Annotated in this window: 11 protein-coding genes; 7 read left to right on the top strand and 4 right to left on the bottom strand. The window is 60.8% G+C overall.

Translation table 11 applies throughout. The features are described 5' to 3' along the window. The 4 genes from hisG to H4I92_RS11070 all read left to right on the top strand — a co-directional run. Positions 1-398, top strand: a 398-nt coding sequence (gene hisG, locus H4I92_RS11055; protein WP_077530647.1) for an ATP phosphoribosyltransferase, incomplete at its 5' end; no start/stop codon positions are given. Positions 399-409: 11 nt separating this feature from the next. Next, the gene (gene hisD, locus H4I92_RS11060) at positions 410-1,717 is read left to right on the top strand and encodes a histidinol dehydrogenase (RefSeq protein ID WP_077530648.1); all 1,308 of its coding nucleotides are present in this window, start codon (positions 410-412) and stop codon (positions 1,715-1,717) included. A 9-nt stretch (positions 1,718-1,726) separates the two neighbouring features. After that, the gene (gene hisC, locus H4I92_RS11065; protein WP_077530649.1) at positions 1,727-2,803 is read left to right on the top strand and encodes a histidinol-phosphate transaminase; all 1,077 of its coding nucleotides are present in this window, start codon (positions 1,727-1,729) and stop codon (positions 2,801-2,803) included. Further along, the gene (locus tag H4I92_RS11070) at positions 2,800-3,561 is read left to right on the top strand and encodes a Nif3-like dinuclear metal center hexameric protein (protein ID WP_077530650.1); all 762 of its coding nucleotides are present in this window, start codon (positions 2,800-2,802) and stop codon (positions 3,559-3,561) included. Before hisC ends, H4I92_RS11070 begins: the two co-directional genes overlap by 4 nt. A 20-nt stretch (positions 3,562-3,581) precedes the next feature. On the opposite strand, the gene H4I92_RS11075 is transcribed toward H4I92_RS11070, so the two are convergent. Further along, positions 3,582-4,049, bottom strand: coding sequence for a Z-ring associated ZapG family protein (locus tag H4I92_RS11075; protein WP_077530651.1), 468 nt, complete (start codon positions 4,047-4,049; stop codon positions 3,582-3,584). A 165-nt stretch (positions 4,050-4,214) separates the two neighbouring features. Here H4I92_RS11075 and zapE point away from each other — a divergent pair, with 165 nt between their 5' ends. Further along, positions 4,215-5,339 (top strand): cell division protein ZapE, encoded by a 1,125-nt coding sequence (gene zapE / locus H4I92_RS11080; RefSeq protein WP_077530652.1) that lies wholly within the window; start codon positions 4,215-4,217, stop codon positions 5,337-5,339. 6 nt (positions 5,340-5,345) lie between these two features. On the opposite strand, the gene H4I92_RS11085 is transcribed toward zapE, so the two are convergent. After that, positions 5,346-6,536 carry a thiolase family protein gene (locus H4I92_RS11085; protein WP_077530653.1) on the bottom strand — a complete coding sequence of 397 codons (1,191 nt, stop codon included), beginning with the start codon at positions 6,534-6,536 and terminating at the stop codon, positions 5,346-5,348. Between the two features lie 182 nt (positions 6,537-6,718). Between H4I92_RS11085 and H4I92_RS11090 the strand changes: the two genes are divergently transcribed. Together H4I92_RS11090 and H4I92_RS11095 are read left to right on the top strand one after the other, a co-directional pair. Next, positions 6,719-8,584: a DUF1302 domain-containing protein gene (locus H4I92_RS11090; RefSeq protein WP_077530654.1), complete on the top strand. Its 1,866-nt coding sequence runs from the start codon at positions 6,719-6,721 to the stop codon at positions 8,582-8,584. Between the two features lie 57 nt (positions 8,585-8,641). Beyond that, positions 8,642-10,000 (top strand): DUF1329 domain-containing protein, encoded by a 1,359-nt coding sequence (locus H4I92_RS11095; protein WP_077530655.1) that lies wholly within the window; start codon positions 8,642-8,644, stop codon positions 9,998-10,000. 84 nt (positions 10,001-10,084) lie between these two features. Here H4I92_RS11095 and H4I92_RS11100 read toward each other — a convergent pair whose 3' ends face one another. Together H4I92_RS11100 and H4I92_RS11105 are read right to left on the bottom strand one after the other, a co-directional pair. Then, on the bottom strand, positions 10,085-10,996 hold the full coding sequence (locus H4I92_RS11100) for an acyltransferase (protein ID WP_077531740.1): 912 nt from the start codon (positions 10,994-10,996) through the stop codon (positions 10,085-10,087). Positions 10,997-11,093: 97 nt separating this feature from the next. Continuing rightward, positions 11,094-11,987: a glucosaminidase domain-containing protein gene (locus H4I92_RS11105; protein ID WP_077530656.1), complete on the bottom strand. Its 894-nt coding sequence runs from the start codon at positions 11,985-11,987 to the stop codon at positions 11,094-11,096. Positions 11,988-12,030 lie beyond the last annotated feature (43 nt).

Genomic DNA, 12,030 nt, shown 5'->3' on the forward strand with positions numbered 1-12,030 from the left:
ACGGCCTCTACGAGCCGCTGGATCTGGCCATTGCCAAGTGCCGTCTGATGACCGCCGGCGTGGCCGGCCAGGCCGTGCCTGAAGGGCGCGTGCGCGTGGCCACCAAGTTCACCCGCCTGGCGCGCGAGTACTACGCGGCCCAGGGCAAGCAGGCGGACATCATCAAGCTCTACGGCGCCATGGAGCTGGCGCCGCTTCTGGGGCTGGCGGATGAGATTGTGGATATCGTCGATACCGGCAACACGCTGAAGGCGAACGGCCTGGAGCCGCGCGAGACCATCGCGGAGATCAGCTCCCGGGTGGTCGTCAGCCGTGCCTCCATGAAGATGAAACACGCTCGGATCCAGCCGATCCTGGATCGCATGGGCGAGGCCGTCGCCCGCAGACAGACGCAGTGAGAGAAACAGGCATGAGTGAACTGTCCATTACCCAGCTCAATACAGCTGACCCGGACTTCGAGGTGGCGCTGCGCCGCCATACCGAGTGGGAGGAAGGCGTCGACACCAGCGTGCGCCAGACCGTGGCCGAGATCCTGAAGCGGGTGCGCCAGGAAGGCGATGCCGCTGTGCTGGAATACACCGCGAAGCTGGATAGCCTCACCGTGGCGTCCGTGAGCGAACTGGAAGTGCCGCGTGAGCGCATCGACGCCGCTATGCACGCCATCACCGACGAGCAGTTCCAGGCGCTGGAAACCGCGGCTGACCGGATCCGGCGCTATCACCGCGAGCAGCTGCCGCAGGACTGGTCCTATGAAGAGGCTGACGGCACCCGCCTTGGCCAGCGTGTGCTGCCCGTGGACCGCGCCGGACTCTACGTTCCCGGCGGCAAGGCGGCTTACCCCTCCTCGGTACTGATGAACGCCATCCCGGCGAAGGTGGCGGGCGTCGAGGAGATTGTCATGGTGGTGCCGGCGCCGGGCGGCGAACTGAATGACCTGGTATTGGCTGCCGCGCGGGTGGCCGGCATCGACCGGATCTATACTCTGGGTGGCGCCCAGGCAATCGCGGCACTGGCCTACGGGACCGAAACCGTACCGGCAGTGGACAAGATCGTGGGCCCGGGCAACATCTATGTGGCCGAGGCCAAGCGTGAGGTCTTCGGGCGCGTGGGCATCGACATGGTCGCTGGTCCGTCCGAGATCCTGGTGATCGCTGACGGCCACACGAACCCGGACTGGGTCGCCATGGACCTGTTCTCCCAGGCCGAGCACGACGAGCAGGCCCAGGCCATACTGGTATCGCCGGACGCGGATTACATTGCGAAAGTGGAAGCCAGCATGGCCCGTATGCTGCCGGAGATGGAGCGGGCGGAGATCATACGCCAGTCCCTGTCGGGCCGGGGTATACTGGTTCAGTGCGCTTCGCTGGAAGAGGCGGCCCGGGTGAGCAACCTTGTGGCTCCGGAACACCTTGAGCTGTCGCTGGCGGACCCGGACGCGCTGCTGCCGCAGATCCGCCACGCCGGCGCCATCTTCATGGGCTCCTGGGCCGCCGAGGTGATGGGGGATTACTGCGCCGGCCCCAACCACGTACTGCCTACCAGCGGCACTGCCCGCTTCTCATCCCCGCTGGGCGTCTATGACTTCCAGAAACGCTCCTCGGTGGTGCACTTCTCGGCGGCAGGCGCGGACCGTGCTGCCCGCTGTGCCTCGGTGCTGGCCAGGGGCGAGGGGCTGACGGCGCACGCGCGCTCGGCTGAATACCGCATCCGCGACTGAGGAGCGACCATGAGCCGGTTCTGGAATGAACGGCTGCGCGAGCTCACCCCCTATGTGCCGGGTGAGCAGCCGCAGATGACCAACCTGGTCAAGCTCAACACCAACGAACATCCATTCGGCCCCGGCGAGGCGGTTACGCAGGCGATCCGTGAAGCCGCGGACGAGCGCCTGCGCCTGTACCCGGATCCGGATGCCACGCAACTGCGCCAAGCCATAGCGGACTGGTTCGGTCTGGAGGCCTCACAGGTCTTCCCGGCGAACGGGTCCGACGAGGTGCTGGCGTTCATATTCCAGGGCTTGTTCCAGCCCGGGGAACCGGTGCTGTTCCCGGACATCAGCTACAGCTTCTACCCGGTGTACTGCGGCCTCTATGGCCTGGAGAGTCGCACCGTGGCGCTGGATGACCAGCTGCGGATACCGGTGGAGGCATTCCAGCCGCCCAACGCTGGCGTGATCTTCCCGAACCCTAACGCGCCAACGGGTCGCTTCCTGGATCTGGAATCCGTTGAGCGTATCCTGGTGGCCAACCCTGATCGGGTAGTGGTGATCGACGAAGCCTATGTGGATTTCGGCGGAGAGAGTGCCGCCCGGCTGATCCCGGATCATCCCAACCTGCTGGTTACCCAGACCCTGTCCAAGTCGCGCTCAATGGCCGGGCTCAGGGTGGGGTATGCAATGGGCCAGAAGCACCTGATCGAGGGACTTGAGCGGATCAAGAACAGCTTCAATTCCTATACCCTGGATCGGCTGGCGCAGGCCGGCGCCATTGCGGCTTTCCGGGATGAGGCGGGCTTCCGTGCCGGGCAGCAGGCGGTGATTGAGCAGCGTGAACGCCTCAACAGCGGGCTGGAAGCGCTGGGTTTCGAGGTGGTGCCCTCCAGGGCCAACTTCGTCTTCTGCCGCCATCCGGCGGTCAGCGGTGCGGAGCTGGCGGCGCAGCTGCGTGAGCGCCATATCATTGTGCGCCACTTTGACAAACTGCGGATCGAGCAGTATCTGCGCATCACTATCGGGACGGCTGAGCAGATGGATGCACTACTCGCTGCACTGGCAGACATTCTCAACGGTGGAGAGGTTCAGTCATGAGTGCACCGGAGCGCGATGAACTCGTTGCGACCATGGACCAGTGGCTGCGCCCGGAACTGTTCCGGGACTACTGCCCCAACGGCCTCCAGGTGGAGGGGCGTGACCGGGTGCGTACGGTCATTTCCGGGGTAACCGCCAGCCAGCGCTTCCTGGAGCAGGCCATCGAGTCTGGGGCCGATATGGTGCTGGTGCATCACGGCTATTTCTGGAAGGGCGAGGACCCGTGCATCCGGGGCATGAAGCAACGGCGCATTGAGCTTCTGCTCAGCAACAACGTCTCTCTGGTGGCCTATCATCTGCCGCTGGATGCGCACCGGGCCATGGGCAACAACGCCTGTCTGGCGCGCACGCTGGGTGTTTCCGATGGTGCCCCGGTTTCGGACGATCCCTGTGAGCTGATGTGGGCTGGAACCCTGGAGGAACCCATGACGCCGCAGGCACTGGCTTCACGTCTGGAGTCACGCCTGGAAAAGGCGCCGCTGGCTGTTGAGGGCGGACCGGAGCTGATCCGTCGGATGGCCTGGTGCAGCGGCGGTGCCCAGGGCATGATTGACCGGGCGGCTGCGCTCGGGGCAGATGCCTACCTTTCCGGTGAGATTTCGGAGCCGACCGTCCACAGCGCACGGGAGCAGGGGCTTCACTACTTTGCGGCAGGCCACCACGCCACTGAGCGTGACGGGGTGCAGGCACTGGGTGCGGCACTCGCCGAGGCCCATGGCATTGAGCACCGATTCGTCGAGGATCCGAGCCCGGCATAACCGGGCTCGGATGGCAGGGTTCAGGACGCTGAGCTGCGGCTGCCGTTCTCGGGCTCTTCCTTCTTCAGGCCGAAATCCTCGGAGAGCATGCCGTTGTCGTTGCGCGTATTGCGTGGGGCATAATCCCGTGGCGGCTCCACGCCATCTTCTTCCCCGGCGGGGCCCTTGTAGCTCAGCTTGTGGTCGCGCTGAACCTGTTCCAGCTCCTCGCGGGCCTCGGTTTCAGTGCACAGGCGTGAGGCACCCTTGGCCAGGTGCTCATGCACTTCCCGGTAGGAGTCATTGAGTCGCCGGAACAGTTCCGCCGTCTCCACGAAATGTTCGTTCACCTGCGCCTGATAGCGGGTATGTTCGTTCTGGAGCGCGTCGAGCTGCTGGGCGAGCCGGCGCTGGCGCACGTTGCGTCCGCCTGTTGAGCGCGCAATAGCCCAGCCCAGAGCAAGGCCGATCACCAATGCCGCAATACCGACAGCGAGCATGGACTCCATAGTGCAATCCCTCTGTTGCCTGGAAGGCGCTGGTCTATGACCAGCCGTAACGCGATCATGGTATGACAAAGCGCGCCCCGGCAACAGTCCCGACCATGGTGGGATTTTGAGGCCGGCGCAAAAATCCGGATAATACTCTCCTTAAATGGCAGTTGTGAGGCACGCATGAGCGTCAGTGACGCAGCACCATCAGCGGGGCCGTTGGCCCGCTACCGTGAAGACCAGAAACACGCAGGCTTCCAGCGCGACAGCGCTCAGGAAACCGCGATCCAGCATCTCCAGTCTCTGTATGAGAAGCTGGTGGCTGCCGAGGAGAGGCACAATCGCCCCGCCAAACGGATGATGCGCAAGCTTCGGCGCGGGCGCGAGGAACCGGTGACCGGCCTGTATTTCTGGGGCGGGGTTGGCCGCGGCAAGACCTACATGATGGATCTGTTCTACGATTCACTGCCGTTTGAACGGAAACTGCGGGTCCATTTCCATCGTTTCATGCAGCGGGTGCACCGGGAGCTGGCGGAGCTGGAAGGCCATAGCGATCCGCTGGATACCATCGCTGAACGGTTTGCGGCCGAGTGCCGGGTCATCTGCTTCGACGAGTTCTTCGTCTCCGAGATCGGTGACGCCATGATTCTGGCAAACCTTCTGGATGGACTCTTCCACAGGGGCGTAACCCTGGTCTGCACCTCCAACATCGAGCCGGACGGCCTGTACTGGAACGGTCTTCAGCGCGCCCGCTTCCTGCCGGCCATTGACCTGCTCAACCGCTATACGAAGGTGCTGAACATTGATGGCGGTGTAGACTACCGGCTGCGGACCCTGGAGCAGGCCCGGTTGTTCCACTCGCCCCTGGGGCCGGAGGCAGAAGAGAGCCTGCTGAAGAGCTATGAGGAGCTGGCACTGACCGGCGGTGATCAGGGGCAGGATCTGGAGATCAACGGGCGGCTGATCCATGCCCGCCGTCATGCCGATGATGTGGTCTGGTTCGACTTCCAGGAACTCTGCGACGGGCCCCGCAGCCAGAACGATTACATCGAACTGGCGCGCGAGTTCCATGCCGTGATCCTCTCCAGCGTCCCGGTGATGGGAGCGGACTCGGACGACCGGGCCCGGCGCTTCATCAACCTCGTGGACGAGTTCTATGATCGCTGCGTTAAGCTGATCATCTCCGCCGAGGCGCCGATCCCGGATCTCTACACAGGTAGCAACCTGGCGTTTGAGTTCGAACGAACCGAGTCACGGCTTCTTGAGATGCAGTCCCACGATTACCTGGAACTGCCCCACAAAGCCTGAGCAGGCTCAGTCGCAGAGCTCGATGGCCACGGCGGTGGCCTCGCCGCCACCGATGCACAGCGAGGCAATACCCCGCCGACCGCCGGTGCGCCTCAGGGCATGGATCAGGGACACGATCAGCCGCGAGCCGGTGGAGCCGATGGGGTGGCCCTGGGCGCAGGCGCCGCCGTGGATGTTGACCTTCTCCAGATCCAGAGCGAGGTCATCCATGGCGATCATGGACACCACCGCGAACGCCTCATTGATCTCGTAGAGGTCCACATCCTGCGTTGACCAGCCGGTGCGCTCCAGAAGCCGCTGGATGGCGCCTACGGGTGCCAGGGTGAACTCGGACGGATGCCGGGAGAAGGTGGCATGGCCGAGGATCCGTGCCAGCGGCTTTGAGCCGTGGCGTTCCATTGCTGACTGGCTCATCAGCATGAGCGCCGATGCGCCGTCCGAGATGGAGGAGGCGTTGGCTGCGGTGATGGTGCCATCCTTTGCGAAGGCCGGGCGCATGGAGGGGATACGGTCAATGTTGGCCTGGCCGGGCTGTTCGTCGTTACTAACCGTGATCTCATGACCCTTACGGTCCGTCTGGGTGACCGGGATCATTTCGGCGTCCAGCCAGCCGTTTTCAATGGCGGCGTTGGCACGCTCCAGGGAACGGATCGCAAAAGCGTCCATGGCCTCCCGGGAGTAGCCCAGCCGGTCCGCCGTCTCCTGGGCGAACTCGCCCATCAGCCGGCCTGTTTCCGCGTCCTGGAGCCCGTCCATGAACATGTGATCCTGTGGCGCCCGGCCGGAGCCCATGCGGTAGCCCCGGCGCGCATCCGTGAGCAGGTAAGGCGCATTGGACATACTCTCCATGCCCCCGGTCAGCACCACTTCCGCACTGCCGGCGCGGATCAGGTCATGACCGAACATGGTGGCCTTCATCCCCGAGCCGCAGAGCTTGTTCACCGTCGTGGCACTGGCACCATCCGGCAGGCTGCCGTCCCGCGCCGCCTGACGTGCCGGGCCCTGGCCGGTGCCGGCAGGTAGCACATTGCCCATGACAACTTCCTCGACCGCATCCGGCGCCAGGCCGGCATCCGCCAGTACTGCACGCACGGCTTCTGCGCCCAGGGCAGGGGCGTTGAGAGGGGAAAGGGCGCCAAGAAAACCGCCCATTGGGGTGCGGCGGGCAGCGGTGATGTAGATGAAGGAATCGTGCATAAAAGAGCCTCTTGGATCACTCTGCGCGTGTGTTTTATTGCAATTCCGTGAAGCGGTCCACGAAACGCAAAATTGGCTACCGGAAAGTTGGTGGATCTGTGATTTTGTGTCTATATTGCATGTGAACTTGTGGTAATTCCATTACCCGGGTAGCGATTCAGTGACAACGGAGAAGCGTTTCAATGACAAAAAGAACACAACAGTGGCAGAAGCGAGCTCGCCTCCCCCTCGCCGTCGCCGTTGCCGCGGGCATGACCGCCCCGGCTGGCGCGTTTACGTTCAACTACGGTGAAGTCAACGGTGCCTTTGATACCAGCCTGACCGCTGCGGCTGGCTGGCGTGTGGAGAGTCAAAATAAGGATCTGATCGGGCAGGGGAATCTGGGGCCCAGCTTTGCGGGTACAACGACAGGGGCTTCCAGCACTAACTACGATGATGGTAACCAGAACTTTGACTCCGGAGATACCTACTCGGAGCGGGTCAGTGGTACCAGTGAGCTCTACCTGAACTGGGACGCCAGAGGGGATTATCTTTCGAGTGTCGGGACCTTTGTGCGAGGTCGCTATTGGTATGACTTCAAGACCAAGGATGATGATTTTGAATTCCCTCTGAGTGAAGGCGGTAAGGACGATGCCTCCGGTGGTGAATTTCTCGACGCCTACGTCTGGACAGATTGGTATGCCGGGGAGGTGCCGGTGACCGTTCGGTATGGTAATCAGGTCATCAATTGGGGTGAGAGCACCTTCATCCAGGGGGGCATTAATGCCACCAACCCGATTAACGTCAGTGCCATCAGGGCGCCGGGTTCCGAGATCCGGGACGCGTTGCTGCCGGTCGAGGCACTCTATACTTCCATTGGTCTTACGCAGAACATTACCGTGGAAGCGTATGCCCAGTTTGGCTGGGATGAGACGCGCCTTGAGGACTGCGGGACCTTCTTCTCGAACAATGACTTTACCGCTAATGACTGTGGCCCTGTCTATCCGAGTGGTGGGGTAGACCAAAAGAATTTTCCGGATAGCGGTCCTCAAGTGATCGGGCGTGGAGAAAAGAATACACCAGATGGTGATGACCAGTTTGGCGTGGCCCTCCGCTGGTATTCGCCAGAGCTGGGTAACACGGAGTTTGGTGCTTACCATGTCCGCTATGACAGTCGACTTCCCTACATCAGTGGCACAATTTCAGAGGATCCTTCCATCAGCCCGTTGCCTGATTACTATGTGGATTATCCTGAGGACATAAAACTCTATGGACTCAGTATGAATACCAATGTGCCTGGTGGGTGGTCTATCGGCGCGGAATATAGCTTTCGTGAAAATATGCCGTTGCAGTGGAATGCTTTTGAGCTGATTTACGGTGGTCTAGAGGGGGCCATAGGGCCTAGTGCCGGTGGCGGCGAGGCGATCTCTAAGCTTTATCAGCGGCGTGTTGAGCAAGGAGTAACGCCTACGGCAGGTCAAGATATTAACGGATATGATCGGCACAAGGTCTCCCAGGCGCAGGCAACTTTCATTAAATTCTTTGATCGAGTTCTGGGGGCCAGCCGCCTTAGCTTTGTAGGTGAAATTGGTATGACGTATGTCCACGACCTGCCGTCCAAGTCTGATGCACGTTATGGTCGCTCTGGGATTTACGGCATCGGTGATTATGAAGCGCAGGGTGGATTCTTAACCTGTAGCGAGAATAATATCCCGGGTAATAGCTCGGCCGATTCATTCGTAAACATCAACCCCAGTAACTGCACCAACGATGGCTTCGTGAGTGACTTCTCCTGGGGCTATCGTCTGCGCGGCGAGCTGACCTACAACAACGCCTTCATGGGTGCGACGCTCAAGCCCTCGCTCTCCTGGTCACATGACGTGAACGGATTTGCGCCCGCTCCGGGTGGTGCCTTCAATGAAGGCAACAAGGCGGTGGGCCTGGGTCTTGCTGCGGAATACCGCAACAACTACCAGGCAGCCATCAACTACACCAACTTCTTCGGTGGCGACTACAACACCCGAGAGGATCGCGACAATATCACGGCCAGCGTGACGTACTCGTTCTGATCCCGGCATAGTGTGAAGACAAGCTGTACCACCAACGTCTTGCGAGGTAGACGAACAATGACATTCCGAAAGAACGCACTGGCCTGGGGCATCCTGTCCCTGGCTGTGGCAGGGGGGCCGGCAATGGGCGCGGTCTCCGAGGAAGAGGCCGCCAAGCTCGGCAACGAGCTGACTCCCATCGGCGCGAAAAAAGCGGGTAACGGGGATGAGATCCCCGCTTGGGATGGTGGCCTTACCGAAGCACCGGATAACTTCGATGGGGAGCATTACTTGAACCCCTTCCCGGAGGACGAGCCGCTGTTCGTCATCGATCAGAGCAACGTCGATGAATATGCGGATCGGCTGACGCCCGGGCAGGAGAAGATGATCCGGGAATACGATGACTACAAGATGCCGGTCTATAAGACCCGTCGTACCGGGGCACTGCCAGAAGAGATCTACGAGAAGGCAAAGAAGAACGCCACCAATACCACGCTGGTTGAGGGAGGTAACGGCCTGGAGAACTTCGATACCGCAGTGCCCTTCCCGATTCCGGAGAACGGTCTGCAGGTGATCTGGAACCACATTACCCGCTACCGGGGTGGTGCGGTGAACCGGAACATCCATCAGGTGACACCTCAGGAAAACGGTGACTACACGCCGGTGCACTTCGATGAGGAGCTAACCTGGCGGACAGCGCTGCAGGATTATGAGCCGGGCGAGGATTCCAACGTCCTGTTCTACTTCAAGCAGCAGATCAAGTCGCCTTCGAGGCTGGCCGGTAACGTGTTGCTGGTTCACGAAACACTGAACCAGGTGAAGGAGCCCCGCCGGGCCTGGGTGTACAATGCGGGTCAGCGCCGGGTACGCCGGGCCCCGCAGGTGGCCTATGACGGGCCGGGTACAGCGTCCGATGGCCAGCGGACGTCGGACAATCTGGATATGTTCAACGGTGCGCCGGATCGCTACAACTGGGAGTTGAAAGGGAAGAAGGAAATGTACATTCCCTACAACGGCTACCAGCTGGATGATCCGTCACTGGACTACGATGAGATCATCAAGGCCGGCCACATCAACCAGGATCACGCCCGCTATGAGCTCCATCGGGTATGGCACGTGACCGCGACCCTTAAGGACGATGAGCGCCACATCTACGCCAAGCGTGACTTCTACATTGATGAGGATACCTGGGCGGCATCCGTGGTTGACCACTACGATGGCCGGGGTGAACTCTGGCGTGTGGCAGAAGGCCACCATGTCCAGTTCTATGATAAGAACGTGCCGTGGTACGCCTTTGAGGCGCTGTACGATACGCTCAATGGCCGCTATCTGGTTCTGGGTCTGACCAACGAAATGGACGATCCCTATGAGTTCGGGATTGAGCGTCAGCTTCGGGATTATTCTCCGAGTGCGCTTCGCCGCGCCGGTCGTCGCTGATCCTGAGGCCGGCCATCTGGTCGGTGCTTGAAACAGGAAAAGAAAAGCCCCGCTTCGGCGGGGCTTTTTCATGTCAGGGAGAAATCAGGAAGGGTTGGCGGTTTCCTGTTCCTTCATGCGGTCTATCAGCTCGTCCTTGTTCCTCCACAGTTCACTGATCCACTTCTGGAATTCGATCCGGAACTCGCGGTCGTTCTGGTAATCTCGTCCCAGGAACTGTTCCGGAATGCGCTTTTCATCAACACGGATTATCACGCGGCGTGTGCGTCCGCTCAGATAATCCCAGATGCCGCCGGGGCCATCCGGGTAGACGATGGTGATGTCGAGCATGATGCTCATCAGGTTGCCCATGGCGCCCAGCACAAAGCCGGTACCCCCAGAGCGGGGCTTGAGCAGGTTGTGGTAGGGGGAGTTCTGCTGCTGGTGCTTTGCCGGGGTGAAGCGTGTGCCTTCCATGAAGTTGAACACCGCCACCGGCGTGTACTCGAACTTCTCACACGCTTTACGGGTGGTCTCCAGATCCTTGCCTCTCAGGTGGGGCTTTTTCATGAGCTGCTGCTGGGTGTAGCGCTTCATGAAGGGAAAATCCAGTGCCCACCAGGCAATGCCGAGCAATGGCACCCAGATGAGCTCCTTCTTCAGGAAGAACTTCATGAGGGGAATGCGGCGGTTGAGTACCACCTGGGTTACCAGGATGTCCGCCCAGGACTGGTGGTTGCAGGTGACGAAGTACCACTGGTTCCGGCTCAGGTTGGCATTGAGCTCAACGTCCCACTCGATGCGGTTGAGCAGGCGCATGAACAGCCCATTGTTCTCGATCCAGATGAAGGCGATGGTATTGAGTCCCCGGGTGCACAGCTTGCGTACCGGCGTGATCGGAATGATCAGCTTGAGGATGGCAAGCAGGAGAAGAAGGGGATAAAGAATAAGGGTGCTGAGCAGGATCAGAAGAACACAGAGTGTGCCCTTGAGCGGCGCAGGAAGGAAATCCAGCATGTTGGCGACCGTCTGTCCGGTGAATGGGTAACTCGTGACGGCCGCCATTATACACTGGCAGTGCGCCCTGCCAATTTTTCAGTGAACAGCTGTTTTCTCAGTTGCCGAACCGTTCCCGGTAATCGCTGATGAACGCATCCAGCTTCTCTAAGGGGGTCTGCGCTCCTACCAGCTCCTGCTGGCGTTGGTCATAATCGGAAAGGTTGTTGGCGCGGATCATGCTGCGGATTTCTTCCACGTACGCCTGTCCACGCTCGGAGTAGGACTGCAGTCCGCCCGCGAGGCTGATGCCATCGGGGAACTCGTTGTCGTTGAGCAGTGCACGCCGACGCTCCCGCAGTTGCTGGTAAGCATTGTGGCGGTTGAGGTTGGTGAGGTAGGCGCGAATGGAGCGGTAAGGCGAGTCAAACACCTCCACCTCATGGGTCATGCCTGCCGGCCGGCTGTTGGGAACAAGGCCGCAGCCGGGGCTGAAGCACCACTGACCGAACAGGTTGTTGCCCTGGGTGGCGAAACGGCTGGTGCCCCAGGCGGATTCATTGGCGGCCTGTGCCAGTACCAGCGAAGGCGGGATGATGTTCATCCGGCGCTCAAGGCCACTGATGAGGTCCTCTGGCTTATCACCTTTTACGCGCAGGCGAGTGGCGCGGGTGGTAAGCCATTCTTGCTCTTCGTCACTCAGTTCCGCTTTGCCCCGGAGTTCCTTAAGATAGGCCCTGGCAGCCTGGATCCGCAGATTGGCGAGGGCGATGCGGGGAAAGAGGTAGCCGAAGAAGGCATCCTTCTTGTCGGAGACAACGCTGTACTGGGTGAAATCCGGCAGGGGAGCCGTCGCCCATCCGGGGATGGCATCGGCGTCCAGGAGTTTTGGTTCGGAAACCTTCGGAGTGGGCCGCTCAAACTCAAACTGGCTGGCAATAAAGCCGGCGGCCAGACCACCAATCACAAGAACAGCCACCAGGATCAGGGCTGGTACAGAACGCAATTCCATCAATACCTCCGCGTTTTGGTACAGCTACGCGGAGGGCAGGAAT

The sequence above is a fragment of the Vreelandella halophila genome (assembly GCF_019903425.1).
Classification (GTDB): Bacteria; Pseudomonadota; Gammaproteobacteria; order Pseudomonadales; family Oleiphilaceae; genus Halospina; species Halospina halophila.